At 63.5% G+C, this 25,473-nt stretch carries 17 protein-coding genes, 1 tRNA gene and 1 pseudogene; 15 read left to right on the top strand and 4 right to left on the bottom strand.

Annotated elements, in window-relative coordinates; genetic code table 11:
• Positions 1-30: 30 nt before the first annotated feature.
• Together CLV65_RS00750 and CLV65_RS00755 are read left to right on the top strand one after the other, a co-directional pair.
• A pseudogene (locus tag CLV65_RS00750) lies at positions 31-3,192 on the top strand (UPF0182 family membrane protein); the annotation flags it as partial.
• Entirely contained in the window at positions 3,179-3,874 is a 696-nt protein-coding gene (locus tag CLV65_RS00755) for a GNAT family N-acetyltransferase (protein ID WP_094691051.1), read from the top strand. The pseudogene CLV65_RS00750 and the gene CLV65_RS00755, both read left to right, overlap by 14 nt.
• A 147-nt stretch (positions 3,875-4,021) precedes the next feature.
• On the opposite strand, the gene CLV65_RS00760 is transcribed toward CLV65_RS00755, so the two are convergent.
• Positions 4,022-4,771 carry an ABC transporter permease gene (locus CLV65_RS00760; RefSeq protein ID WP_094691233.1) on the bottom strand — a complete coding sequence of 250 codons (750 nt, stop codon included), beginning with the start codon at positions 4,769-4,771 and terminating at the stop codon, positions 4,022-4,024.
• Positions 4,772-5,360: 589 nt separating this feature from the next.
• Between CLV65_RS00760 and CLV65_RS00765 the strand changes: the two genes are divergently transcribed.
• The 13 genes from CLV65_RS00765 to CLV65_RS00830 all read left to right on the top strand — a co-directional run bounded on the left by CLV65_RS00765 (position 5,361) and on the right by CLV65_RS00830 (position 21,363).
• A complete protein-coding gene (locus tag CLV65_RS00765; protein WP_094691232.1) occupies positions 5,361-6,446 on the top strand; it encodes an ABC transporter substrate-binding protein in 1,086 nt (361 codons plus the stop codon).
• Positions 6,443-7,648, top strand: a complete 1,206-nt coding sequence (locus tag CLV65_RS00770; RefSeq protein ID WP_244569128.1) for a nucleoside hydrolase — start codon at positions 6,443-6,445, stop codon at positions 7,646-7,648. Before CLV65_RS00765 ends, CLV65_RS00770 begins: the two co-directional genes overlap by 4 nt.
• A gap of 147 nt (positions 7,649-7,795) precedes the next feature.
• Complete coding sequence (locus CLV65_RS00775) at positions 7,796-9,052, top strand: trans-sulfuration enzyme family protein (protein ID WP_094691048.1); 1,257 nt, start codon at positions 7,796-7,798, stop codon at positions 9,050-9,052.
• Positions 9,053-9,197: 145 nt separating this feature from the next.
• Positions 9,198-9,797 (top strand): aminoacyl-tRNA hydrolase, encoded by a 600-nt coding sequence (pth, locus tag CLV65_RS00780; RefSeq protein WP_094691047.1) that lies wholly within the window; start codon positions 9,198-9,200, stop codon positions 9,795-9,797.
• Positions 9,787-13,536, top strand: a complete 3,750-nt coding sequence (mfd, locus tag CLV65_RS00785; RefSeq protein ID WP_094691045.1) for a transcription-repair coupling factor — start codon at positions 9,787-9,789, stop codon at positions 13,534-13,536. The genes pth and mfd overlap by 11 nt, the downstream gene beginning before the upstream one ends.
• A gap of 1,106 nt (positions 13,537-14,642) precedes the next feature.
• Positions 14,643-15,383 (top strand): alpha/beta fold hydrolase, encoded by a 741-nt coding sequence (locus tag CLV65_RS00790; protein ID WP_244569127.1) that lies wholly within the window; start codon positions 14,643-14,645, stop codon positions 15,381-15,383.
• A 385-nt stretch (positions 15,384-15,768) separates the two neighbouring features.
• Positions 15,769-17,064 carry a phosphopyruvate hydratase gene (gene eno / locus CLV65_RS00800; RefSeq protein WP_094691041.1) on the top strand — a complete coding sequence of 432 codons (1,296 nt, stop codon included), beginning with the start codon at positions 15,769-15,771 and terminating at the stop codon, positions 17,062-17,064.
• Positions 17,065-17,345: 281 nt separating this feature from the next.
• The gene (locus CLV65_RS00805) at positions 17,346-18,143 is read left to right on the top strand and encodes an FtsB family cell division protein (RefSeq protein ID WP_157847178.1); all 798 of its coding nucleotides are present in this window, start codon (positions 17,346-17,348) and stop codon (positions 18,141-18,143) included.
• Positions 18,144-18,386: 243 nt separating this feature from the next.
• Entirely contained in the window at positions 18,387-18,968 is a 582-nt protein-coding gene (locus tag CLV65_RS00810; protein WP_244569141.1) for a DUF501 domain-containing protein, read from the top strand.
• On the top strand, positions 18,965-19,972 hold the full coding sequence (locus tag CLV65_RS00815) for a Ppx/GppA phosphatase family protein (RefSeq protein ID WP_094691036.1): 1,008 nt from the start codon (positions 18,965-18,967) through the stop codon (positions 19,970-19,972). The genes CLV65_RS00810 and CLV65_RS00815 overlap by 4 nt, the downstream gene beginning before the upstream one ends.
• A gap of 130 nt (positions 19,973-20,102) precedes the next feature.
• Positions 20,103-20,187 (top strand) — tRNA-Leu (locus CLV65_RS00820).
• 96 nt (positions 20,188-20,283) lie between these two features.
• A complete protein-coding gene (locus CLV65_RS00825; RefSeq protein ID WP_094691230.1) occupies positions 20,284-20,685 on the top strand; it encodes an FKBP-type peptidyl-prolyl cis-trans isomerase in 402 nt (133 codons plus the stop codon).
• Positions 20,686-20,880: 195 nt separating this feature from the next.
• A complete protein-coding gene (locus CLV65_RS00830) occupies positions 20,881-21,363 on the top strand; it encodes a GreA/GreB family elongation factor (protein ID WP_094691035.1) in 483 nt (160 codons plus the stop codon).
• 128 nt (positions 21,364-21,491) lie between these two features.
• On the opposite strand, the gene amrS is transcribed toward CLV65_RS00830, so the two are convergent.
• From amrS to trhA, 3 genes are all read right to left on the bottom strand, one after another.
• Positions 21,492-22,652 (bottom strand): AmmeMemoRadiSam system radical SAM enzyme, encoded by a 1,161-nt coding sequence (amrS, locus tag CLV65_RS00835; protein WP_094691034.1) that lies wholly within the window; start codon positions 22,650-22,652, stop codon positions 21,492-21,494.
• A 1-nt stretch (position 22,653) separates the two neighbouring features.
• Positions 22,654-24,351, bottom strand: coding sequence for an AmmeMemoRadiSam system protein B (gene amrB / locus CLV65_RS00840; RefSeq protein WP_094691033.1), 1,698 nt, complete (start codon positions 24,349-24,351; stop codon positions 22,654-22,656).
• Positions 24,352-24,610: 259 nt separating this feature from the next.
• Positions 24,611-25,453 (bottom strand): PAQR family membrane homeostasis protein TrhA, encoded by an 843-nt coding sequence (gene trhA / locus CLV65_RS00845; RefSeq protein WP_244569140.1) that lies wholly within the window; start codon positions 25,451-25,453, stop codon positions 24,611-24,613.
• Positions 25,454-25,473 lie beyond the last annotated feature (20 nt).

Consider the following 25,473-nt stretch of genomic DNA (forward strand, 5'->3'; position numbering starts at 1 on the left):
CAGTGGGATTCCTTCCTTGACCGAATCGACCCCGAGGGTGCCAGCGCGCGCCGTCGCAAGCGCATCAGCCGCAGCGCCGAGCCATCGGGCAGCCATGGCAAGGGGCACAGAATCGCATGGATCACCCCCATCGTCGTGCTCGCGTTGGTGCTCGTGCTGATGCTGTGCGCGAACTTCATCACTGAAGTCATGTGGTATGCACAAGCCGGCTATGCGTCTGTCATCTGGACGCAACTGGGCATCAAAGTGGGCGTGTGGCTCGCCTACGCCGTGGTGACGTTCGCCATCACGCTGCTGGCCGCATGGCGTGCCATCGCCGTAAGGCCGGACGGCGCCGACGGCAAGCACTTCCACACCACCGACGACGGCGTGCTCGAACAGCGAGGAGGCATCACGACTTCCTTCGCGCGCCGCATCGCGGTCGTGCTCGCCATCATCGTCGCCATCGCGGTCGGCTCCCGGGTCTTCTCGCAATGGGCGCAGATATTGCTGCTGTTCCACAACCAAAGTTTCGGCACACGCGACCCGCAGTTCGGCATCGACAGCGGATTCTATGTGTTCATGCTGCCGGGACTGAGGCTGTTGGCATCCGCCCTCGTGGCGCTCATGCTTCTGGGGCTCGTGGTGAGCGTCGCCATGCACATCGCCGTAGGCGGCATCCGCTTCACGCTGCCCACGCATGGCAGGGGAGTGTTCGACTTCACCGCCAAGGCGCGCCGTCAGGTCGGCGTATGGCTCATCCTGTGCGGCCTGGCGCTTGCCGCCAACCAGACGCTCGCCGGTTTCTCGCATTTCACCGATGCCGGTTCCCGCACCGACGGCGCATCCTACACGACGGTGCACGCCACAATCCCCATGGACTTCATCATGGCGGTCCTCTTCCTTGTCTCCGGCATCGCGCTGGGCGTGTGGGTCATGACGTCCAAGGCGTTCCGCGGCGGCGCCGTTTACACCACGGCAGGCGAGGCGTTGCAATCGTGGCGCATGCCGCTCGTGGTGATTGCCGTGCTCGTGGTCGTCTCCATGATCGGAGGCGCGGCATACCCGGCGGTCCTCTCGCGGTTCCGCGTGGATCCGAATGCGCAGGAGCTTGAATCCCCCTATATCCAGCGCAACATCGATGCCACGCGCTACGCCTACGGCTTGCAAAACATCGAAGTGAACGACTACGACGCCTCCACCCAGGCGAAGACAGGCGCCCTCTCGCAGGATGCCGAGACCACCGCGCAGATCCGCCTGCTCGACCCGCAGGTCGTCTCGCCCACGTTCAAACAGCTGCAGCAGTCCAAGCAGTACTACACGTTCGCCGACACACTGTCCATCGACAAATACACGATCAACGGCACGAGCCAGGACACCGTGATCGCCGCCCGTGAGCTCAATCTCGACGGCAACGACAACCGCAACTGGGTCAACGACCACACCGTCTACACGCATGGTTACGGCGTCGTGGCGGCATACGGCAACAAAATCACCGCCGACGGCCAGCCCAGCTTCTTCGAGTCCAACATTCCCACCACCGGCGCGCTCACCAGCCAGGAAAACTACGAACCGCGCATCTACTTCTCGCCCAACGCACCCGACTATTCCATCGTCGGTTCCGACAGCGCCAACAGTTGGGAGTTCGACTATCCGTCCGGATCCTCCGGCGTCACGACCACCTTCCAGGGCAATGGCGGCCCCAAGGTGAGCAACCCGTTGACGAAGCTGCTGTATTCGATGCGTTTCGGCACCGACCAGATCTTCTTCTCCGACCGTGTCAACTCCGCTTCGCAAATCCTGTATTACCGCGACCCGTCGCAACGCGTACGCAAGGTCGCGCCCTACCTCACGCTGGACGGACGCGTGTATCCGGCGGTCGTGGATGGGCGCGTCAAGTGGATCGTGGACGCCTACACCACCTCCGACGCTTACCCCTACAGCCAGAGCGTGGACCTGGCATCCATCACGAAGGATTCGGTGACGGAGGATTCCAGCACCGTCAAGTCCTTGCAGTCAGAGACCGTCAACTACATGCGCAACTCCGTCAAGGCGGTCGTGGACGCTTACGACGGCCATGTGGACCTGTATGCCTGGGATCCTTCCGACCCGGTGCTCAAGGCATGGGAAGGCATATTCCCCGGCCAATACAAGTCAATCAGCGACATCAGCGGCGATCTGATGAGCCACCTGCGTTACCCCGAGGGCATGTTCAAGGTACAGCGCTCGCTGCTGGCCAAATACCATGTGACCGATGCCAGTGAGTTCTTCTCCGGCGAGGACTTCTGGCAAGTGCCGACCGATCCGACGGAATCCGACGCGCAGAAGTCAGAAGGCGTGCTCCAGCCGCCCTACTACCTCACACTTCAGACCGAAGGCATGAGTGAGCCCACGTTCTCGCTCACCAGCACCTACATTCCTGCAGGCACCTCCACGAGGGAGATCCTCACCGGATTCCTCAGCGTCGACTCCGATGCAGGCGACCAGGCGGGCACCGTGGGTTCGCGTTACGGCACGCTGCGTTTGCTCGAACTGCCCAAGAACTCCAATGTGCCGGGTCCGGGCCAGGCGCAAAACAACTTCAATGCCAACGCCACCGTATCGAAGGAACTCAACCTGCTGCAGCAGGGCGACACCGTGGTGGACCGCGGCAATCTGCTCACCCTGCCCATCGGCGGCGGCCTCGTGTATGTGCAGCCCGTTTATGTGAAGTCGAACGGCACCACCAGCTATCCGCTGCTCAAGAAGGTGCTTGTGGCGTTCGGTGACCAAGTGGGATTCGCCGACACGCTGGATGAGGCGCTTGACCAAGTGTTTGGCGGTGATTCCGGCGCGAAGGCAGGAGATGCCGACAAAGCGACCACAGCGAACAACGGGGCTCTGGGTGGCGATGCGTCGGGTGACTCTACAGGCGGCGATGCCAGCGGCAGTGATTCGTCAGGCAGCGGCAGCGGTTCGGACAGCAGCTCCAGCCCATCTGCCAGTGCCTCTGCTGGGTCATCCGCCAGCCCATCAACCGGTTCCTCCACAGGCGCCGACCAGTCGGACGCCGCGTTGAAGCAGGCTCTCGACGACGCCAACAAGGCTTTGAACGACGCAGACCAAGCGATGAAGAACGGCGACTGGTCGGCTTACGGCGATGCCCAGAAGAAACTCAAGGATGCCTTGGCGAAGGCAACCGAAGAGGAATCGAAGCTCAATGAGCAGCAATGATGGCGATGAGCTGAACCAGACCGAGGGGCGCCGCGCCGATGCGTCTGGCGCCCAGAACAGTGCCGCGCACGATGCTGCACCCAAGGCCGCATCCGAGGCCGCGGGCAACGCCGAACCCAAGGACGTGCGCAACGCCGAACCCGACGCCGCGGGCTCTGGCGCACGTCTGCCGGCAGACACAGCGGCCTATGAAGTGCGCGACGCGCGCGTGGGCGACATGCACTCCATCACGTCCATCTACAACCAGGCGATACGCCAAGGCGACGCCACGAGCGATGTGGACGAGCGCACGTTCGATCAGCGCATCGACTGGATGGGATCGCACCAGCCGCGCTCGCAATACCCAGTGGTGGTCATCACATGCAACGGGGCGGTCATCGGTTTCGGGTCGCTGAGCCGCTACAGGCCGCGCGCCGGCTATGACGGCGTCGTGGAGCTGAGCTACTACATCGGCCAATACTGGAGGGGCAAGGGCGCGGGCACCGTGCTCGTGCACTGGCTGCTCGACGCCGCCCGCAGCCGCGGATATCGCATGGCGGTGAGCGTTGTCTTCACTCGCAACGAAGGTTCCACGGCGCTCATGCGCAAGTTCGGTTTCACCCGCTTTGGGGTTCTTCCCGGTGGCGTGGTGAACGACGGGGTGGCGCTCGACGTGGCGTATTGGTACAAGAACCTCGTCTGATGCTCCCGAGGCGAAGGGGTTCGGGAAACGGCTGTCTGTCGGGAAGCTGGAGGCTGGCAGGCGGACGGTCAGCGGATGGTCGGCGGTCCATCGGCGGCTGGTGGCTGGCGGCCGGCGGCGCATCGGCGGCTGGCGGCGGCCGGCGGGTTATGAAAGGTCGTCGTCTTCTGGATTGCCCAGCAGCGCCAGCTCCACGCCATCCACCAGCAACAGCAGGATTCCCGTGGCGATGATGATGGCGAACGCCGCCACGAAGATGAGCGGCGTGCGGAACGAGTTATAGGCCATCTGCAGCCAGATGCCCAGGCCTTTGCGCGCTCCCAGGTATTCGGCGGTCGTCGCTGTGGAGAGCGTGTAAGCGGCGCTGATGCGAATGCCACCGAAAATCTGCCGTGCGGCGACGCGCAGCTTGACATGCCACAGCGTCCACGCGGGGCTTGCGCCGCAGGTGAGCGCCACGTCCTCGTAGAATCGTGGCACCGAATCCAATCCACGCACCGTCTGCACCGCCACGGGGAACAGGCCGAAGATCGCCACCAGCACCACCTTGCCCGTGGGTTCAAATCCAAACCAGATGAGGAACATCGGGGCGATGGCGATAAGCGGCAGTGTTTGCGCTGCGGTGAGATACGGCAGCAGCGTGGCATGGAGCAGACGCGAGCAGTGGAAGCCCACGCCCAGCGCAATGCCTGCCGCGATGGCGATGATGAAGCCGATGATGCCTTCCGCGCCGGTGATTTGCAGCGCCGGCCACAGCGTGTGCCATGACTTGCCGGCAGCCTGTGCGATGGCGACGGGGGAGGGCATGAGGGTGGACGGCACATGCGCCGCATCCGTCCATATCTGCCAGATGATGAGGATCACGACACCGGTGACGATGGTGGTCGCGGCCCGCATCAGACGCTGCGGAATGCGGCGTGTGCGGCGGGGCGTTGCGGATGCCGTGGATGTCGCGGATGTAGCGGATGCCGTGGATGTCGCGGAAGAATCGGTGGGCGAGACCGCGGATGATGCAGCGGATGACGCCGCAGATGATGCCGCCGAGGAGGAATGGGCGAGAACCGTCACGAAAACACCTTTCCGGGCCGCGTGGCGGGTAAGGTGATGAGTCCCGCTCCGACCGGCCCCAGCAGTGCCGAAGCACCGGATGTCTCCATGATAGCGTGAGGCAGGATGATGACGTGGTGCGGGATTGCGGACATGCCGGCTGCAGTCAAGGACGGCGGGCGGTTGCGCTATAGTGACTGACGGCAACGTGTGGCAAACCGCTGGACGCTTGTAAAGCGAAGGGCTTGACGAGCGTGGCGGGGGCGTTGCCGGCGCTCCCGGTCCCTGCCGCTTTCTCTGACCGGCCTAGGCGCATCCCAGAGGAAGCGAATCCATCAATCAGAGGAACCAGGGAATGCCTTCTTTCATGCCCAGTCACATCGGTCCCACCGACCATCAATCCCATTTCAATCGCCATGCTCGTATCCGTCTGAGCGGCATGGTTCATCGCGCCGCACGTGGACTCGCCGCGGCGCTTGCTGTCACCGCACTTGCCTTGACATCAGGGTGCTCGGGGTCAGGCAACACCGCCGCATCATCGAGCTCATCGGGCTTGCGCAAGGTCACGTTCATGCTGTCGTGGGCGCCCGACACCAACCACATCGGCGTGTACGTCGCCAAGGACCGCGGATATTTCGCCCAGGCCGGCCTCGACGTCGACATCATCGCCGTTTCCCAGGCGGGCGCCGAGCAGGCTGTGCAGAACGGCCAGGCGGATTTCGCGCTGTCGAACCTCACGAACGTCGCCGATTACAGCGTCAAGGGAGCCAACCTCACCGAAGTGCTCCAAGTGCAGCAGAAGCCGAGCGCCATCTGGTGCGCGCTCGCATCCAACACCTCCATCACCCGCCCCAAGGACCTCGACGGCAAGACCTTCGCCACCTTCGGTTCCAATGAGGATGATGCCGTCATCAAGGCCATGATTCGCAATGACGGTGGCCAAGGCACGTTCGACAAAGTGACCGTGGGCACGTCCACATTCCAGACGCTGGGCAGTGGCCAGGCTGATTTCGGCGGGTTCTACGCAACGTGGGAAGGCGTGCAGGCCGAGATGAACGGCCCCCAGCTCACCTGCTTCAAGGAACCTGACTACGGCATCCCCGGCAATGCGGATTCGATCGGCGTGATCACATCGAATTCCACGATCTCGTCCGACCCCGACCTTGTGAAGGCATTCGTGCAGGCCACGCAGCGCGGATACGAATACGCCTATGCCAATCCCGACGACGCGGCGAGCATCCTTGTTGCAGGCGCTGCGGACGCCAACCTTGACGAAGCATTCGTCAAGAAAAGCATGAACACCATCGTCGAAGGGCAGTATTGGGGCGACCATGACGCCATTGTCGCCGGCACCGCCCGCGTCGGCGACATCGATTACGACGGCGTGCAGAAGTACCTCGACTTCCTTTCACAGGCGGGCACCTACACCGACGCGAACGGCGATCCCGTGAGCGCCGACCCGCAGGTCAAGCAACTCGCGACCGACGATTACCTCGCCGATCCGCAGCCGGCAAGCCAGCTATGAGGAACCGGACGACGGACGGCGGCGTGATGCCGGCCGGGCCCATCCTGATGGACACTGACACAGGCGTGGACGACGCGCTGGCATTGGCGTTGCTGCTCGGCGCCGCCCCGGGCCGGTTGATTGGCGTGGTGGCGACCTATGGCAACGTGGCGCAATCCCAGGCTGAGCGCAACACCCGTGATGTGCTGCGGCTGCTGGGTGCGGATGCGGTTCCCGTGTATGCGGGCAGCCGCGCCCCCTCGTGGGCCGATTGCTTCGTGCCCGACGCCGCCTGCGCCCATTTCCATGGATTTAATGGATTGGGCGGCTTGGACGTCGATGATTACCTGCCGGCTGGCGCCCCGGTTGCCGCACAGCGTGCCGCTCACCTGAGCGCCGCCATGAAGCACGCCGCTCAGGCGTTGCCTGACCCGGCGCTGGTGCATTCAGCCGACGCCACGGCACGCGCCACCCGCACCACGGTCATATCGTACGGCGGGTATCTGCCGGCACAGGACGCCCCCACGATTCCCGCCACCGCCGAGCCAGCAGGGGACGGCGGCGGCGTGGACGCCATCATCGCCGCCGCTCGCAGGTGGGGCGGCGACCTCACCCTCGTCACCACCGGGCCGCTCACCGACGCCGCCGAGGCAATCCGCCGCGCCCCCGAGATTGCGCGGAACCTGCGCATCGTCGCCATGGGCGGCGCCTTCCTCCAACAAGGCAATTGCTATGACCTCACGTCCGAGACCAACATCATCCAGGACCCTGAGGCGGCTGACTTCGTGGTACGCTCCGGCGCTGACGTGACGCTCGTCGGGCTCGATGCAACGCATCGGTGCCTGTGCACGCCGGCGATGCGCGACGCCGTGCGCAGCGCCGGCACTGCGCAAACAGACTTCCTTGCCGACATCATGTCGGTGATGATTGAGGCGAACGCGAGTGTCGACCCCCAGTTCGCCCTCGGTGCGCCGTTGCATGACCCGTTGGCGGCGGCGGTCGCGCTCGACCCCACGCTGGTGCGCACGATCGACCTGCCGATGAAAGTGCAGCTGGCCACCGGGGACGGTCATGGTGTGCGCGGGCGCACGGTGGGCGATCCGATGGGATTGGCGCGGCTGGTCGCCGAAGACGACGTTGCGCGGGTGCATGTGGCGGTTGATGCAGATTCGGGACGATTCGCCGAAAATTTCCTCGCGGCGTTGATAAACGTCCCGCGTTGATAACCGTCCATCAATATTGTGCATAGCCACGCCGCCGTTGCCGGCGGCGCGGCGCCTTAGTGTGGAGCCATGCGACGGCACAAGCCGGAGCAGGACAATCGCGCAGCGCGTCGCATGCTGCGCTTTACACCACCGAGGAGGTGCATCATGTCATATTTCGCCACGCAGCTCGTCCACGGGATTCCCGTCAACGACAACAACACGGGTGCCGTGAACCCGCCCATCTACAATTCATCGACATTTGCCTTCGAATCGGTGGAGTCCATGCCCCACTGGGATTATGCACGATCGGGAAACCCCACCCGCGAATTCCTCGAACGGCAGGTGGCGCAGCTCGAGCATGGCGTGCGCGGTTTCGCGTTCGCATCGGGGCTTGCCGCCATCCATGCGGCGCTGTCGATTTTCAAGCCCGGCGAGCGCATCGTCGTGGGTGACAATATATACGGTGGCACCTATTCCCAAGTCAATGAGTTCTTCCGCAGATGGGGGCTGCAGTTCACCGTCGTGAATACGCAAGATCTCGATGCGGTGCGTGAGGCGCTCGCGCAGCCCGACGCGAAGGCCTTGTATTTCGAAACCCTCACGAACCCATTGCTCAAGGTCAATGACGTCGAGGCGTTGTCCCGGCTGGCGCATGAAGCCGGCGCCATTTCGATTGTCGACAACACGTTCGTTTCGCCGTATCTGCAGAACCCCCTCGACTTGGGGGCGGACATCGTGCTGCATTCGGCAACCAAATATCTCGCCGGTCATTCCGACGTGATCGCCGGCGTGGCGGTGACAGGACGCGAGGACCTCGCCAACAGGCTGTATTACGCGCAGAACCGTCTGGGCGGCGTGCTGCCACCGCAGGAATCCGATGCGGTGCGCCGCGGCATCCAGACGCTGGCATTGCGCATCGACCGCCAGCAGGACAACGCGCAGAAGATCGCCGAGCATCTGCAGTCGCATCCCGGCGTGACCGCCGTGCACTACCCAGGCCTTGCGTCCGATCCCGGTCATGAGCTGGCTTCCCGTGAATTGCACGGATTCGGTGGCGTGCTCTCGTTCGAAGTCGATGAATCCCTCATCGATCCGGTGGTCGTGCTCAATGCGTTCCGCCTCTTCCGCCTCGCCGTGTCGCTGGGAGCCGTTGAATCCCTCGCCGAACTGCCCAGCCGCATGACGCATTTTGAACTTCCCCGCGCCGAACGACTCAAGGTGGGCATCACCGACGGTTTGATCCGCCTGTCCATCGGCATTGAGGACGTGCGGGACCTCATCGCGGATCTCGATCGTGCGCTTGCCGCTGGTGCTGCCGGCAGGGGAGAGGACGTGGCAGGCGAGCTCGAAGGGCTTCCTGCCAAGCTGGGCGTGCCCATCGTGGGCGATGCCGAGCCGGTGCGCGTGCCTGTCGCAGGCTGAGCGGATGGCCTTCTCTCCGTGGGGAGCGTTGCCGTTTCACCGTGGGTGAGAAACCGTGCCAAAGTCGAGCCTTCAGAGTTATCTCGAAACGAATGAATGAGTCGATCGAGGCATCATCGGTCCACAGGAGCGAAGGCGGAGTGGCATGGCATCTGATTTCTGGTTGGTGGCTGGACTGGGCAATCCCGGCAAGAAGTACGAAGGAACGCGGCACAACATGGGCTTCATGTGCGCCGACGTGCTCGCGCAACGCTGGGATGTGAGCTTCTCGGACCACAAGGGACTGGCGATGCTGGGCAAGGGCGTGATGAACTTGGGCGGCACTTCGCGCAAGTTCTTCCTCGCCAAGCCGCTCACCTACATGAACGATTCCGGCAACGCGGTCGCATCCATCTGCGCGTATTACAACATCCCTTCCGAGCATGTCATCGTGATCCATGACGACATGGACCTCGAATTCGGCCGCATCAAGGTCAAGACCGGCGGTTCCGCGGGCGGGCATAACGGCATCAAGTCCATAGACCGGTCGCTGGGCACCAACAAGTATTACCGCGTGCGCCTGGGCGTGGGGCATGCAGCCCGCGGCGCGAACGCCCACCAGAACACGATCGACTGGGTGCTTGGCGGTTTCGCGCCATCCCAGCGCAAGCAGCTTGAGGAATTCCTCGCCGATGGCGCGGATGCCGCGGAAACCATCGCCATCGACGGGCTGACCGCCGCGCAGGAGCATTTCAATGGCCGCTGATGCTCCCCACACTTCTGGCCGCTCTCGCGCTTCTGGCACCTCTGGCGCCTCCCGTGTTTCTGGCGCTGCCTCCCGAGGTGGCGCACGGCGGACGGATTCCAAGCGCACGCCGATTCGTCTCGATGGTTCGCTCGCCCCGCTGCTGCCGTTGCTTGACGGCGACGCTGCCTATTCATCCCTTGTCAGTGGAGCTGCCCATTCGTTGAATCAAGGCGTCAGCGACGGCGACAGCATCGTCGTCGACGTTCCCGAAGGTCTGCGCCCTGCAATTGCCGCGGCACGGGCGACGGCAGGCCAGGTCGTGCTCGTCGTGCCGTCCGGACGCGACGCCGAGGACGCCGCCGGAGCCATCCGCTCGTGGTGTGACGGCAATCCGCGCGACGTGGCGGTGCTTGATGCATGGGAGACGCTGCCGCATGAGAGGTTGTCGCCTCGCGCCGACACCGTGGCGCAGCGCATGGCGGTGTTCTACCGTCTGGCGCATCCCCAGGCAGGTGACACGCTGTTCACGCCCATTCGCATCCTCGTGATGCCCGTGCGATCGCTCATCCAGCCGATCGTCGCCGGCATCGAGGACGTGGAGCCGCTCGTATTCCGTCAAGGTGACGAACTCGGCTTCGACGCTGCCGAAAAAAGACTTGTCGAAAACGCCTACACCCGCACCGACCTGGTGATGGACCGCGGTGAATTCGCGGTGCGTGGCGGCATCATCGACGTGTTCCCGCCCACGGCACCTCACCCTGTGCGCATCGAATTCTTCGGCGACGACATCGATTCCATTCGCGAATTCCATGCATCCGACCAGCGCACGTTCGGTGGCGACGTGCCCGTCATCTGGGCCACGCCCTGCCGTGAACTGCCGCTTACCGACGCCGTGCGCACGCGCGCACGCTCCTTGGTGGGCAAGATCGACAACGCTGACGATATGCTCGAATCCATCGCGAACGCCGTGCCCGTGGAAGGCATGGAGTCGCTCATTCCCGCGCTCGTTGACGATCTGCGCCCCGTCAGCCGCCTGTTCAGCGACGATTGCACCGTCATGCTCTCCGACCCCGAACGGTTGCGCCGCGCCGCCGACGACCTCGCCCGCACCTCCGGCGAATTCCTCGCCGCCAGCTGGCATGTGGCTGCCGAGGGAACCGGTGCCGGCGCCCCCATCACCTTCGATGCCGCGAGCTTCCTTGACTACGATGATGCGGTCGCCGGCATCACGACGGCCGATGGCTCCGCTGCGGATACTTCCGCCGAAGGTTCTTCTGCTTCTTCGGATGCGCGGACAGTGACAGGCCGATCCGCTCGCCGCCAGGTGTGGGAACTGTCGGATTTCGGGACATCCGCACCTGCTGCAGCTCTTGACACACCGGGCCACGTGACTCTCGACGCCACGCCTGCCCAGCAGTTCCGCGGGGAGGAGCAGCGTGTCGTCGACGGCGTACGCGCCCTCGTCGATCGCCGCATGAAGGTCGTCGTCACCGCCGCTGCTCAAGGCACGCTGTCACGCCTCAAGCGGGCGCTCACCGAAGCGATCGTGACCGGAGTGGACTACGTGCCGTCGCGTGCCGTCGACGGATTCATCGACGAAGCCGCCGGACTGGCGGTGCTCACCGAACGTGACATCACCGGGCGCAACTCGGCCGCTGGAGTGCAGCGCACCCCGTCGCGCCGTCGCAAGGCAATCGACCTCATGGAACTCAAGGACGGCGATTACGTCGTGCATGAGCAGCATGGCATCGGTCGTTTCAAAGGCCTCATGAAGCGTGCGATCGGAAGCGGAGCTGCAAAATCCGAGCGCGAATACCTCGTGATCGAATACGCCCCGTCGCGTCGCGGCGCCCCGGCCGACAAACTGTACATTCCCACGGACCAGCTCGACCAGATCAGCAAGTACATCGGTTCGGACGAGCCCAAGCTCAACAAACTCGGAGGCTCCGATTGGGCGGCGACGAAAGCGCGCGCCCGCAAGCATGTCAAGGAGATCGCCGACGACTTGGTGAAGCTGTATTCGGCGCGCCAATCCACGCCCGGATTCGCCTTCAGCCCCGACACGCCGTGGCAACGCGAGCTCGAGGACGCGTTCCCTTACCAGGAGACACCCGACCAGCTGCGCACCATCGACGAAGTGAAAGCCGACATGGAAAAGCCCGTGCCGATGGATCGCCTGATCTGCGGCGACGTGGGCTTCGGCAAAACCGAAATCGCCGTGCGCGCCGCGTTCAAGGCCGTGCAGGACGGCAAGCAGGTCGCCGTGCTCGTGCCCACCACGTTGCTCGTGCAGCAGCATTACGAGACGTTCACCCAGCGGTATGAGGGATTCCCGGTGGAAGTGGCGCAGATGAGCCGATTCCAGACCGCCAAGGAGATCAAACAGACCGCGGAAGGCCTTGCCAAAGGCACGGTGGACATCGTCATCGGCACGCACAAGCTGCTCAACCCCGCCATCAAGTTCAAAGACCTGGGGCTCGTCATCATCGACGAGGAGCAGCGCTTCGGCGTCGAACACAAGGAGACCCTCAAGGCGTTGCGCACGAACGTCGACGTGCTGTCGCTGTCCGCCACGCCTATCCCGCGCACGCTGGAAATGGCGGTGACCGGCATCCGGGAAATGTCCACGCTCGCCACGCCGCCCGAGGACCGCCTGCCCGTGCTCACCTATGTGGGCCGGTATGAGGATGCGCAGGTGGCGGCGGCCATCAAGCGCGAGCTGCTGCGCGGCGGACAGGTGTTTTACGTGCACAACCGCGTGCAGGACATTTCGAAGGTCGCCGCCCACATCGCCGAGCTCGTGCCCGACGCGCACATCGGCATCGCGCACGGCAAGATGGGCGAGAAGCAGCTCGATTCCGTGATCCGCGACTTCTGGCATCGCGACATCGACGTGCTCGTGTGCACGACAATCATCGAAACCGGGCTTGATATCTCGAACGCCAACACGCTCATCGTCGATCGCGCCGACCGCTTCGGGCTGTCCCAGCTGCACCAGTTGCGCGGGCGCGTGGGGCGTGGACGCGAGCGCGCCTACGCGTACTTCCTGTATGACCCGGAACGACCCATGACGCAGACGGCGCATGACCGCCTTGCCACCATCGCGCAGAATACATCGCTGGGTTCGGGCTATGACGTGGCGATGAAGGACTTGGAGATCCGCGGCACCGGCAATCTGCTGGGCGGCGAGCAGTCCGGCCACATTGAGGGCGTGGGCTTCGACCTGTATGTGCGCATGGTGTCCGAAGCGGTCGAGAACTACAAGGAGCCGCAGAAGCAGGAAGAGCCGAACGTCACCATCGACCTGCCTGTGGAGGCGTCGATCCCGGTGGATTACATCTCCTCCGACAAGTTGCGCCTGGACGCATACCGTGAGATCGCCGAGGCACGCACCGAGGATGACTTCCGCGAAATCCGCGAGGAACTGCGGGACCGCTACGGCGCGCTGCCCGAATCGCTCGACGGTCTGTTTGCCGTGGCGCAGCTGCGCAATCGTGCGCGCTCGCTTGGCATCACCGACATCATCGCGCAGGGGCGTTCCGTGCGCGTTGTCGGCTTCGATCCGCGCGACTCGGTGCTTATGCGCATGATCCGCATATATCACGGCACGCAATACCGCCCGGTGACGCACACGCTCATCATCCCCGCGCCGTTCCAAGGCTCGCTTGGTTCCAAGCCCATGACCACGCCCGAAGTGCTGGCGTGGGCCGATCAGCTGCTCGACGACCTCACCTGGCGCCCCCAGCCCCGCGCGTAAGCAGGGGAACGTTAGGGCGGGTGGCCACCGCCACCTCCGTCTTCGACGAGTGGTTGATGGGTCGCCGAACATGGAGGTTAAGGGTCTGTTTTCTGGGGCTGTAATCTCCGTTTTCGGCGAATGGTCTGTGGGTCGCCGAACACGGAGTTTAGGAACCCGTTTTCGGGGTCTGTAACCTCCATCATCGGCGAATCCTGAATGTGTCGCCGAAGTCGGAGGTTGGGGCAGGTCCTGGTGACCTCCAAACTTCCGTTTTCGGCGAGTGGTTGATTGTTCGCCGATGACGGAGGTTGGGGTCTCGTTCTAGATGTCTGTAACTTCCGTGTTCGGCGAGTCCATGGGTCGCCGAAGACGGAGGTTGGGGCAGGTCCTGGTGACCTCCAAACTTCCGTGTTCGGCGAGCGAGTTCATGGGTCGTCGAAGGCGGAGGTTGGGGCAGGTCCTGGTGACCTCCAAACTTCCGTCTTCGGCGAGTGGTTGATGGGTCGCCGAACCTGGAGGTTAAGGGTCTGTTTTCTGGGGCTGTAACCTCCGTGTTCGGCGAGCGAGTCCGTGGGTCGCCGATGGCGGAGGTTAGTGATCCGTTTTAGGGGGTGTAACTTCCGTGTTCGGCGAATCCTGAAGGTGTCGCCGATGGTGGAGGTTAGGACCCGTTTTGGGGACCTGTAACTTCCGTGTTCGGCGAATGGTCTGTGGGTCGCCGAACACGGAGTTTAGGAACCCGTTTTCGGGGTCTGTAACCTCCATCATCGGCGAATCCTGAATGTGTCGCCGAAGGCGGAGGTTGGGGCAGGTCCTGGTGACCTCCAAACTTCCGTCTTCGGCGAGTGGTTGATGGGTCGCCGAACCTGGAGGTTAAGGGTCTGTTTTCTGGGGCTGTAACCTCCGTGTTCGGCGAGCGAGTCCGTGGGTCGCCGATGGCGGAGGTTAGTGATCCGTTTTAGGGGGTGTAACTTCCGTGTTCGGCGAATCCTGAATGTGTCGCCGATGACGGAGGTTGGGCGGATTCTGGTGGTGGTCGCAGCGTTCCACGATCAAAGAACTTGCTGGGCGGTGTCGGTGTGTTGCGCGAAGCTGAAAGCAGCATCAAGAAAAGGACACCGCATATGTCAAGTGAACCCAGTGCAAAAGAATCCAGTCGGCCAGCCGCGCCCAGCGCATCGGCGACAGCCGTGCAGACATCCGCAGGCCGTGCCGCCGCCAACAGGCAGTGGAAGAACGTGGTGCCGGCACTCACACCATGGGGCAAGAACATCGTCAAGCCCGAGGCCACCGGCAAGCATGTGCTCATCATGCCGGGCATCGGCTACACGGTCGACCGCCCGTTGCTGTATTGGGCTGCGCAAGCGCTCGCACCGCAAGGTTGGTATGTCGACCGTCTCGACCTCAAGCTCACCGAAAGCGTGGAGTTCCCGGAGATGATCGACTGCATGGAACGCGTCATAGACGTGTGGCGCGCCAAGTCGCTTGACCGGGCGCGCCAAGCGGGGGAGGACCCGAACCTGCTGGTCATCACGAAGTCGCTTTCCACGTTGTCGTTCCCGCATGCCGCTCGCCTTGGCTTGCGTGTCGTGCTTCTCACGCCGGTGCTCAATCCGCCGCCGTTCGACAAGCACAAGTCCATCATCCCCGTGCCGCTTCCCGCTCCTGCGAACGAAGCACCGCAGCCTCTTATCTGCGCCGGCACGGCTGATCCGTACTTCGATGACGCCAAGGCGCATCTGCTCACCGACCATGTGCGCACGTTCGAAGGGGCGAACCATTCCATCGAAGTGCCGGGGGACTGGGAGCGGTCGCTCACGTATCTGCATGATGTCACGAAAGCAATCGTGGAATACGCGGGTTGATTCACAGGCAGGCTGATTCACAGGCGGGTTGATTCACCGGCGGATTGATTCATCGCTGCCCGCCTGCCATCCCGCCTGAACGCCCAATGCCAAGCTGGTGATGCTGTCGGTAAGGTTGCGGAGAAGGGTGCCGAAGAGTCTGCTGAGAAGGGTGCCGAACAGGGGCGCCGATGACGCTGCGGAGACGGTTGTGCAAACGGTATCGAACAGGCTGCCGGCAACGCTGCCAATACAGCCCTGCGCAGGCAGGCGACACGAGGCGCTTGCGCGTTCGAAGACGTTGGACACGCAGGTTTTCGCCGATAGCCAACGTTCTCCCAGCCAACGTCCATTTGAACCATTATCCTAAGAAATGTCCGCACAACAGTACGTAAAAGGAGTAGTTGTGGCAGTTATCGAAAGCGTTTACGCACGCGAAATCCTCGATTCCCGTGGCAACCCTACCGTTGAGGTCATCCTCGAGACCGAGGACGGCGCGCAGGGCCGTGGCCTCGTGCCTTCCGGCGCCTCCACCGGTGCCGCTGAGGCTTGGGAGCGTCGCGATGGCGACAAGTCCCGTTACCAGGGCAAGGGCGTTCTCAACGCCGTCAAGGCTGTCAACGATGTCATCGCTCCGAAGGTCATCGGCATGGACGCCACCGATCAGCGCGCCCTCGACGACCTGATGATTGAGCTCGACGGCACCCCGAACAAGGGCAAGCTCGGCGCCAATGCAATCCTCGGCGTGTCCCTCGCCGCTCTCTACGCTTCCGCGGAATCCGCAGAGCTGCCGCTGTACCGCTACATCGGCGGCACCAACGGCCACATCCTGCCTGTCCCGAACATGAACATCATGAACGGCGGCGCTCACGCTGACTTCGCCACCGACATTCAGGAATACATGATCTCCCCCTACGGCTTCGACACCTATCACGAGGCACTGCGCGCAGGCGTTGAGGTCTACCACACCCTGAAGAACGAGCTGAAGAAGGACGGCCTGGCAACCGGTCTTGGCGACGAAGGCGGCTTCGCTCCCAAGATGAAGTCCAACCGTGACTCCCTCGACTACATCATGAAGGCCATCCAGGATGCCGGCTACGAGCCCGGCAAGCAGATCGGCATCTGCCTCGACGTCGCTTCCTCCGAGTTCTACGGCAAGGGCGAGGCCGGCAAGTACCACTTCGAGGGTGGCGAGCGTGACGCTGAGTACATGCTCAACTTCTACGAGAACCTGATCAACGATTACCCGATCGTCTCCATCGAGGATCCGTTCCAGGAAGAAGGCTGGGACGACTGGGCAATGATCACCAAGAAGCTCGGCGACCGCCTCCAGTTCGTGGGCGACGATCTGCTCGTGACCAACCCGAAGCGCCTGCAGAAGGCTATCGACATGGGTGCCGCGAACTCCCTGCTCGTCAAGCTCAACCAGATCGGCTCCGTGACCGAGACGCTCGACGCCATCGAGCTCGCCACCGCCAACGGCTACACCTCCATGGTGTCCCACCGTTCCGGCGAGACCTCCGACACCACGATCGCTGACCTCGCGGTTGCCAAGAACACCCGCCAGATCAAGACCGGTGCCCCGGCTCGCGGCGAGCGCATCGCCAAGTACAACCGCCTTCTCGAGATCGAGGAGGAGCTCGGCTCCACCGCTGAGTACGCTGGCTACAGCGCATTCAAGGCTTGCAAGAAGTACATGTGATCCATCCGGTGCGCATCCTGTTCATGTGATGTGATGTCATGTGATGTGATGCGCGCTTGATTGCATGATTCCTCGGCTGCCGGCGATTCGCTGGCGGCAGGGGAGCGAGCGTATGCCCGTCCCGCACGACAGGCGCGCGAACCACCATGGTTCGTCGCGTTGAGTCGAGCGGGACGGGTATTTTCATAGATATGCCAACGAAAGCTCCCCGTTCGGGCGTCCGGCCGGGCACCCGCTCAACCCGCAGTACTGCAGCAGGCTCCAGCAAACCGCGTGTAGGCATGACCCGCGGTGGCGGTTCCCGCGCGGAATCATCCCGCAGCGACACGCGACATTCGAACCATTCCAATTCAGCTGAGCACAATTCGGGCGGGCGCAGTAACAGCGTCTGGGGTTCGACGCGCCGATCCGGCACCAATGGTTCCGCTGGCAGCACGAAGAACCGTGATTCTTCCGCTCATGGGAACGGTGGCGGGAACGAATCCACGGGCGACGCGAACAGCGGATCGGTGCTCAGCTTCATTGTCGTGCTTATCATCATCGCCATCGCCTTCTTGCAATTCGCACAAGTGCTCACGTTGTACGTGCAAAATCGCAAGGAATTGGACGCCGCAAAGTCGCAGGAAGCTCAGCTTGCCGCGCAGAAGGCCGACTTGGAAGACGAGATCCAGAGGTGGGGCGACAAGACGTATGTGGAGGCGCAGGCCAGGTCGCGCCTCGGTTTCGTGTATTCCGGCGAAAAACCCGTGTATCTCATCAACACTGGCAGGGATTCGGATTCCGACACGTCAACCGCCAATGGTTCGCAAAAGACGGGTTCGACCATGCCGTGGTACAAGGAACTCATGTATTCGCTGCAAAAGTCGGATGATACATCTGGAAACGCCACGGATGCGACGATCGGCAAGGTGTTGGGAACGCAATCGTCCGATGCTTCCAGTTCGCCTTCCGCTTCGCAGGGTGCTTCCGCTTCGGCGGATGCCTCGGCTTCAGGCGATGCTGCGTCCTCTGATGCAGGGAGTTCAGGTGAGAGCGCCAGTGCGGGCGGGTCTGATTCCAGTTCTTCCGCAGCCCAGTGAGCATCGCTGGGTCTGCCGACGCAGTACCACCCGCCTGTGAACCCTGCCTATGAACTCAGCGCTAATTCACCCGCATCAACCTGCTAGCGCCAATCCATCCGTGTCAATGAACCCAGCTTGAGAGGAAACATGACAGATTCCACGAATTCCATCCGCGACGACCGCCACCACACGCCGCGCGCCGTGGCGGAAACGCCGACGCCCGACGAGGAGGCGTTTGCGGCGCAGCTGTTGGAGCGGATCATGCGAGACGTGCCGTCCGACGACGATATCGCCGCTGTGCAACGCCAGTTGGGAAGGTATCCGCGTGGCATGGTCGCGGTGGGCAGGCGGTGTGACGTGTGCGGAACGCCGCTCGTCACCGTCACCCGTCCGCTGGTGGACGGGAAGGTGCCGTTCCCCACGACGTTCTATCTGTGCGGAACGGCGGCGGTGCGTGCGGCGTCGCGTCTCGAAGCGCAGGGCGTGATGGCGCAGTACACGCAGCTTGTGCACGATGACGCCAAGATCAGCGCTGCATACCATCGCGCCCACCGGCTGTATTTGGCATTCCGTCACGCGCTTGCCGTGCGCTTGGGCGACACGGAGGAGCATATCGAATCGGTGAGCGCCGGCGGGCTGCCCACTCGCGTCAAATGTCTGCATGCGCTTATCGGACAAAGCCTTGTGATGGGTCCGGGCGCCAATCCGATCGGAGACATGGCTCTCGAACGCATGAAGGATGAATTCAGCCCGTCGGTATGCCGCTGCCATGCTGACAATGCTGACAATGCTGACAATGCAGGCAGCGTCGTCAACGCAAACAGCACAGGGGAGGAACAATGAGCAAAGCAGTCACTGTTGCAGGAATCGACTGCGGAACCAATTCGATTCGCCTCATGGTGGCGCAGGTCGATGATGCGGGCATGCACGTGGTGGTGCCCCGCATCATGCGCGTCGTGCGCCTGGGGCAGGGCATCGATGAGACGCACCGGTTCGCCGACGAGGCGTTGGAACGCACATACGCTGCGTGCCGTGAGTTCGCCGATGTGCTAGGCAAGCATCCGGTCGATGCACTGCGTTTCGTGGCGACGTCCGCGACGCGCGATGCGCGCAATCGCGAGGATTTTGAAAACACCGTCGAGCAGATTCTCGGAGTGAGGCCCGATGTGATTCCCGGCACCGAGGAGGCGCGGCTGAGTTTCCTTGGTGCCACGTCCGTCGTGGACCAGCAGGCCGGCGGGGTGGCGAAGCCGCCGTATGTGGTCGTCGACTTGGGCGGCGGATCCACCGAGGTGGTGCTTGGCGGCGAAGGCGATGATGCGGACACCGTGCAAGCGGCGTTTTCGATGAACATCGGATCCGTGCGCATGTCGGAACGCCACCTGCACACCGATCCTCCCACTCAGGAAGAAATCGCCGCAGCCACGCGAGACATCGACGAGCGCATCACCGAGGCTTTCCGCACCGTGTCGGCCGGCACGGCGCGCACAATCATCGGCGTCTCCGGCACTGTCACGACGATGACCGGTCTGGCGCTGGGATTGTCCACATACGATAAGAGCGCCGTGGACGGTGCCCGCGTCAGCATCGACGCCGTGTGCGACACCGATGACAGGATCTTGCGCATGAGCCGCGCCGACAGGGCGCAGTACCCGGTCATCCATCCCGGACGCATCGATGTGATTGGCGGCGGCGCGCTCGTGTGGACCCGCGTGCTGCGGCGCATCCAAGAGGCTGCGCGCGAACAGGGGCACGACATCGATTCCTACATGGCATCCGAACATGGCCTGCTCGATGGAATCGTGCGCGACCTGGCGCAGCGGGTGCGCGGGGGCGGCGAAGCCTAGCCTTCGCGGCATCCGGCAGTGTGCGCGGCGGAAGGAATCGCATGACGGTTCGTAGCCGTTCGGCTATCAGCACACCCATGGATGGGGTAGTATGGTGGTTCTGTGCAATGCCTTGGCATGGCACGGCGATGCCCCAGTGGCGAAATCGGTAGCCGCAGCGGACTTAAAATCCGCCTCCGTAAGGATTACGAGTTCGAGTCTCGTCTGGGGTACCAGCGCATTCCGGTGCTGCAAGGAATCGGAATGCCTGCATGCACCGCAAGGTGCTCGTGCAGAACGCAGTAACAGCCCGCATAAGCGAGGAGAATGCAATGGCAGAAGACGTCATGCCCACAGTGAACGCCGAGTTCGGCGCCAAGCCGGTCATCGAATTCCCGGCCACCGAAGCCCCCAAGGGCCTCAAGGTCGTGGAGCTTGTGGAAGGCAATGGCCCGCTGGTGCGTGCCGGCGATACGGTGACCGTGGATTATTACGGCGCTGTCTGGGGCAGCGACACGCCCTTCGACTCCAGCTATGACCGCGGCACGCCGGCGCAATTCGCCATCGGCGTGGGCCAGGTCATCAAGGGATGGGACCTGGCGATCGTCGGCCGCAGCCGCCGTTCCCGCCTCCTCATCTCCATCCCCTCCGACTACGGCTATGGTTCCCGTGGCATCCCCCAGGCGGGCATCAAGGGCGGCGACACCCTCGTGTTCGTTGTCGACATCCACTGAGTGTCGCAGCAGCCGTTCAACCGGTTTCCACATAATCTTTCCGGCATCAGCCGGACGCCCCACGGCGCGAAGCCGTGAGCGGGACGCCTGCGGTTCATGGCCGCAGGCGTTTGCGCACACATACCCATACACCACACGTCCGCACGGGGTTCCCGCGGGCGTGACGCATCCGTCATGGACGACAGGGAGGTCAGCATGGCCGAAGAAAAGACAGTCCTGCTCACGCAGGAGGCATATGACAAGCTGAAGAAGGAACTTGAGTGGCGCGAAGGCCCCAATCGTGAGGAAATCACGCAGAAGATCGCCGCAGCCCGCGCTGAAGGCGACCTTTCCGAAAACGGCGGCTACCAGGCCGCCCGCGAGGCGCAGGGCAAGAACGAGGGCCGCATCAACGAGCTCATCGTCAAGCTGCGCAACGCCCAGATCATGCAGGCCCCCAAGGCAGGCACGGTGGGCAACGGTTCCGTCGTCACCATCGAGATCGCTGGCAACGAGATGACCTACGTGCTCGGCAGCCGTGACATCGCCGTGGCGACCGAATATGACGTCATCAGCCCCGAATCCCCGATCGGCGCCGCCATCGAAGGCCACAAGGCCGGCGACGAAGTGACGTACGAGGCTCCCAACGGCCGCAAGATCACCGTCACGATCAAGGACGCCAAGCCCCTCGCGGCGTAGGCGCGGCTATCAGCTGTATCTTTCAATCGCATCTTCTAAGCACATCTTCATAATCATGTCGATGCGATGGCAATTCGGTGCGGTGGCAGTTGTCACCGCACCGAATTTTTAGTGTCGCACGCAGGTTTTCAGTGCCACACGCCGGGGATTGGCGTATGGCAGGTGGGGCAGGTGCCGTCTCCTGCGGGCGCGGAGAGCAAATCGGATTCAATCATGTACCAGTCGCGTTGGATGAGCGTGGCACCGCACGCAGGGCACAGCGTGGCGTCTCCGGCGCTGTCGTGCACATTGCCCGTATACACGTAGCGCAGGCCCTCGTCCATGGCGATCGAACGCGCCCGTTCCAGTGTCGCGGCAGGAGTGGGCGGCACATCGAGCATGCGGTAGTCAGGGTGGAACGCGGAGAAATGCAACGGCACGTCGCAGCCCACATGTTCGCGAATCCAGATGCATTCGGCGTGCAGCTGCGCATCGTCGTCATTGTGACCGGGGATGAGCAGTGTCGTGAGCTCCACCCAGCAGTCCGTGTCATTGCACGCATAGTCGATGATGCGCAGCACGTCGGCGAGCCGCGAGCCGGTGATGCGCTCGTAGAAGTCCTCGGTGAAGCCCTTGAGGTCGATGTTCGCCGCATCCATGTGCGGGTAGAAGTCGCGTGCGGCGGCAAGCTCCATATTGCCTGCGGTCACGGCGATGGGATGGATTCCGCGGTCACGGCAGGCGTTGGCTGTGTCGATGGCGTATTCGGCAAACACGATGGGGTCATTGTATGTGAACGCCACTGATTCCACGCCGTCGCGCACTGCCGCCGTGGCGATCTGCACTGGCGAAGCCTCGGCGCCCAGGCGGTCCCAGTCCCGTGCTTTGGAAATGTCCCAGTTCTGGCAGAACCGGCATGCGCTGTTGCAGCCCGCCGTGCCGAAGCTGAGCACGCGGCTGCCCGGCAGGAAGTGGTTGAGGGGTTTCTTCTCAACCGGGTCGATGGCGAAGCCGGAACTGCGCCCATAGGTGTCGCAATGTATGAGGCCATCGTCATGGCAGGAGCGCACGAAGCAGAACCCGCGCTGACCGGGGCGCAGCCGGCAGTGCCGTGGGCACACGTCGCATACGACGCGACCATCGGCACCCCGGTGCTGCCACCTGCCGACATCCGGGGAGGTGTCACCCGCATTGGTGCGCTGATCGGAAGCAGAAGCGGCGGAGGCCGGAGAGGCGGAGGCGGAAGCGGTGGAGGCCGGAGAGGCGGAGGCGGAAGCGGTGGAGGCGGAAGCGGTGGATGAGGTTGCCATGTCAGTTCCTTCCGACTTCGTCCGTGCCGGATGCATCGCGGTCGGTCGCCGTGCCGCTGTCGTGGAATGCGGTGACGCGGTAAGTCTGCGCGGTCATCTCGTCACTCCAATAATCACGGGGCAGACCTGCCTTGAGCAGCAGCTGCCCGACGAAATCATGCGGGTTGGGAAGTTGCTCCCACACTTGGGGCAGGTAGGTGGCGCGATGCCTGCCATCGCCCAATATCAGGCCATCCGCGCCAGGCGTGAGCGCCCGCTCCACCGCCTCGCGGCTTGACGCATCGATGGTATGCGGCGAGCCCAGCACCGAGACCTCCACGTCAAGGAACGGGTACTCCCACGGCCTCACGGCAGGGAAGCGAGGGTCGCGGAACGCGGCATCCACCGCGTGCTCGGCGACATCCGCCTCCAATGGTTGATGCGGCGTGAGCGTGCCGATGCATCCGCGCAATCGCCCGTCCTCGGTGAGCGTGACGAACGATGCGCCCGGGGTGTGCAACCAGGCGCGGGACTGCGCGCTGGCGGAATCGGACGCAGCGGGATGAGATGCGTCAGAATCCTGCGCGGCGGGATTGGCGCGGTGCGATTCTGGTTGTGCATCGGTTGCTGTGTCTGTCGAATCGATGCCCAGCGCATCCTCCAATGCACGGCGGGCGATCGAGAGCAGCACGGGACCGGCATCCGCGGGCAGGGCGGACGTGTCCCCACGGGAGGATTCCGAATCAGCGTTTTTAGCGCCAGCAGGTGACTTTCCGCCCGTCCACACGCCGAACGATGCATAGCCGACCACTGCCTCATCGGGGTCAGGCATCGGACCACGCGGTTCGTCAGCGAGCGCCGGCACGCCGCCCTCGTCGCCGGACGTGCAGCGCCCCAGCAGCACCGGCCGGATGCCCAGCTCGTCACATACGTCAAGCAGACCATTGATGGGGAACGCCCCGCATGCCCGTCGCGGGCGTATCGCTGGCGCGCCGCCGGTGATGTCAGCGATCGTGGCGTCGTCAAGCTCGCGTGCGTATTCGTGGGGATGGTAATGCGACAGGTCGGAGCTGATCACAATGGCCGTCTCGTCGCCTCCCCACAGGGCGCGCAGCACGTCACCCGCCTCCTGCGGATAGCAGTCGCCCACGTTGAGCGGCACGATGCGCACGCCGCCGCCCAGCGCACGCTGGATGAACGGCAGCTGCACCTCAACGGCATGTTCCTGCGCATGCGTGGCATCGTTGACAATCATGCACGGCACGCGGCGCTCGGCGTCGCGCTCGGCGTCGCGATCGACAGTGAGCGATCCCAAGGGCGTTTCGAACGCTCGTGCATTGCAACACGCCACGCCCCTCACCGCCACGCGATGCGTGGGGCCGGCAATCACGACACGGCGGATCTGGCCCCTGCCCCGCGCAAGCAGTGCGAACGCCAGCGCCGCCGTGCGCCCGGAGTAGCGATGGCCGGCATGCGGCACGATCACGGCCTTTGGCACGCCCCTGGAGATGATGCCGGTTTCGCTCAAGTGCGCGACCTGTGCCTGCGCCTGCGCCAAGGCGTCGTCGACCCACTGGCGCAAACGCTTCGGGCTCGCGGTGTAGAAGGCTCCAGCCACGGCGGCGGGGCGCACGTAAGCCGAGGCGTCGTCAAGGCCGGAGTGATTGAGAGAATCAGAATGATTGGAATGACCCGAATGGTCGGTGTGCTGGAACGTCATCGTAACCACCTCTGCTTTCCATTGTACGGGGCATGTGCGGGCATGGGGTTTGGGCTGCATGGGGTGTTTGCAGGGCATGCGCTGGCATATGCGTGGTGTGCCATGTGGCGTGGCGAGGCCAGTGAATCGCAGTGCGGGGTCAGGGCATGAAAAATGGCAGGCCGTGAAGCCTGCCATGATCCCGAGCGCCAGCGGCCGTGACCCCGCTGGCAACCGGGAAGAATTGAAAATGACGGGGTGCACATCACCGCATCGCGCATCACCGCATCGCACACACCACCATGAACACCGCGACCATGTGGCATGCGTATCCCAGAACCGTGCCCAGATGGAACAGTTCGTGGAAACCGAACACGCGCGGCCAGGGGTCGGGCTTGCGCTTGGCGTAGATGATGGCGCCGATGATGTAACACGCGCCGCCTGCGAGAATCAGGCACACGACGGCGGGGCCTGCATGCGGCGACTGCCAGAACAGTCCCATGTAGCCGATGCCGGAGATGCCGAAGACGATGTAGACAACCGTGTAGAGCCAACGCGGTGCGTTGATCCACACGACGTGGATGATCATCGCGACCGCCACGCACGCCCAGATCGAGATGAGGATGAGGTCTCGGGTACGGGCCTCGAGGGCGAATGAGACGGGCGTGTAGGTGCCGGCGATGAGCAGGAAGATGTTCATGTGGTCGATGCGACGCAGCACGTCGGTGACCTTAGGCGACCAGTCGCCAAGATGGTAGATCGCCGAGTTGCCGAACAGGATGAGCGAGCACGCCATGTAGACCGCGCACGCCCATTTGAGTCCCGCGCCGTGAGCCAGGCATATGAGCACGATGCCGCCGGCGAGCGCCAGGGGCGTGGCGCATAGGTGGATCCAGCCGCGCATGGCGGGTTTCGGCCGGCCATGCACGTCGAGGCGCACCTTGCGGAAATCGATGCCGCGCGCCTTGAGTTCGATCTTGCGCGCCTTGTATTCGCCTTTGGTGAGGATTTTCTTCGCCTTGCGTTCCGCCTTGGCGCGCTTGGAATCCGCCTTCGCCTGGGCGCGTGCGATGTCTGCGTCGCGCACCCTCTGGCGTGTCTCTTGGGCGGCGAGGCCTGTCATCGCCGCTTCGACTTCAGCGT

This window comes from Pseudoscardovia suis (genome assembly GCF_002797875.1).
Classification (GTDB): Bacteria; Actinomycetota; Actinomycetes; order Actinomycetales; family Bifidobacteriaceae; genus Pseudoscardovia; species Pseudoscardovia suis.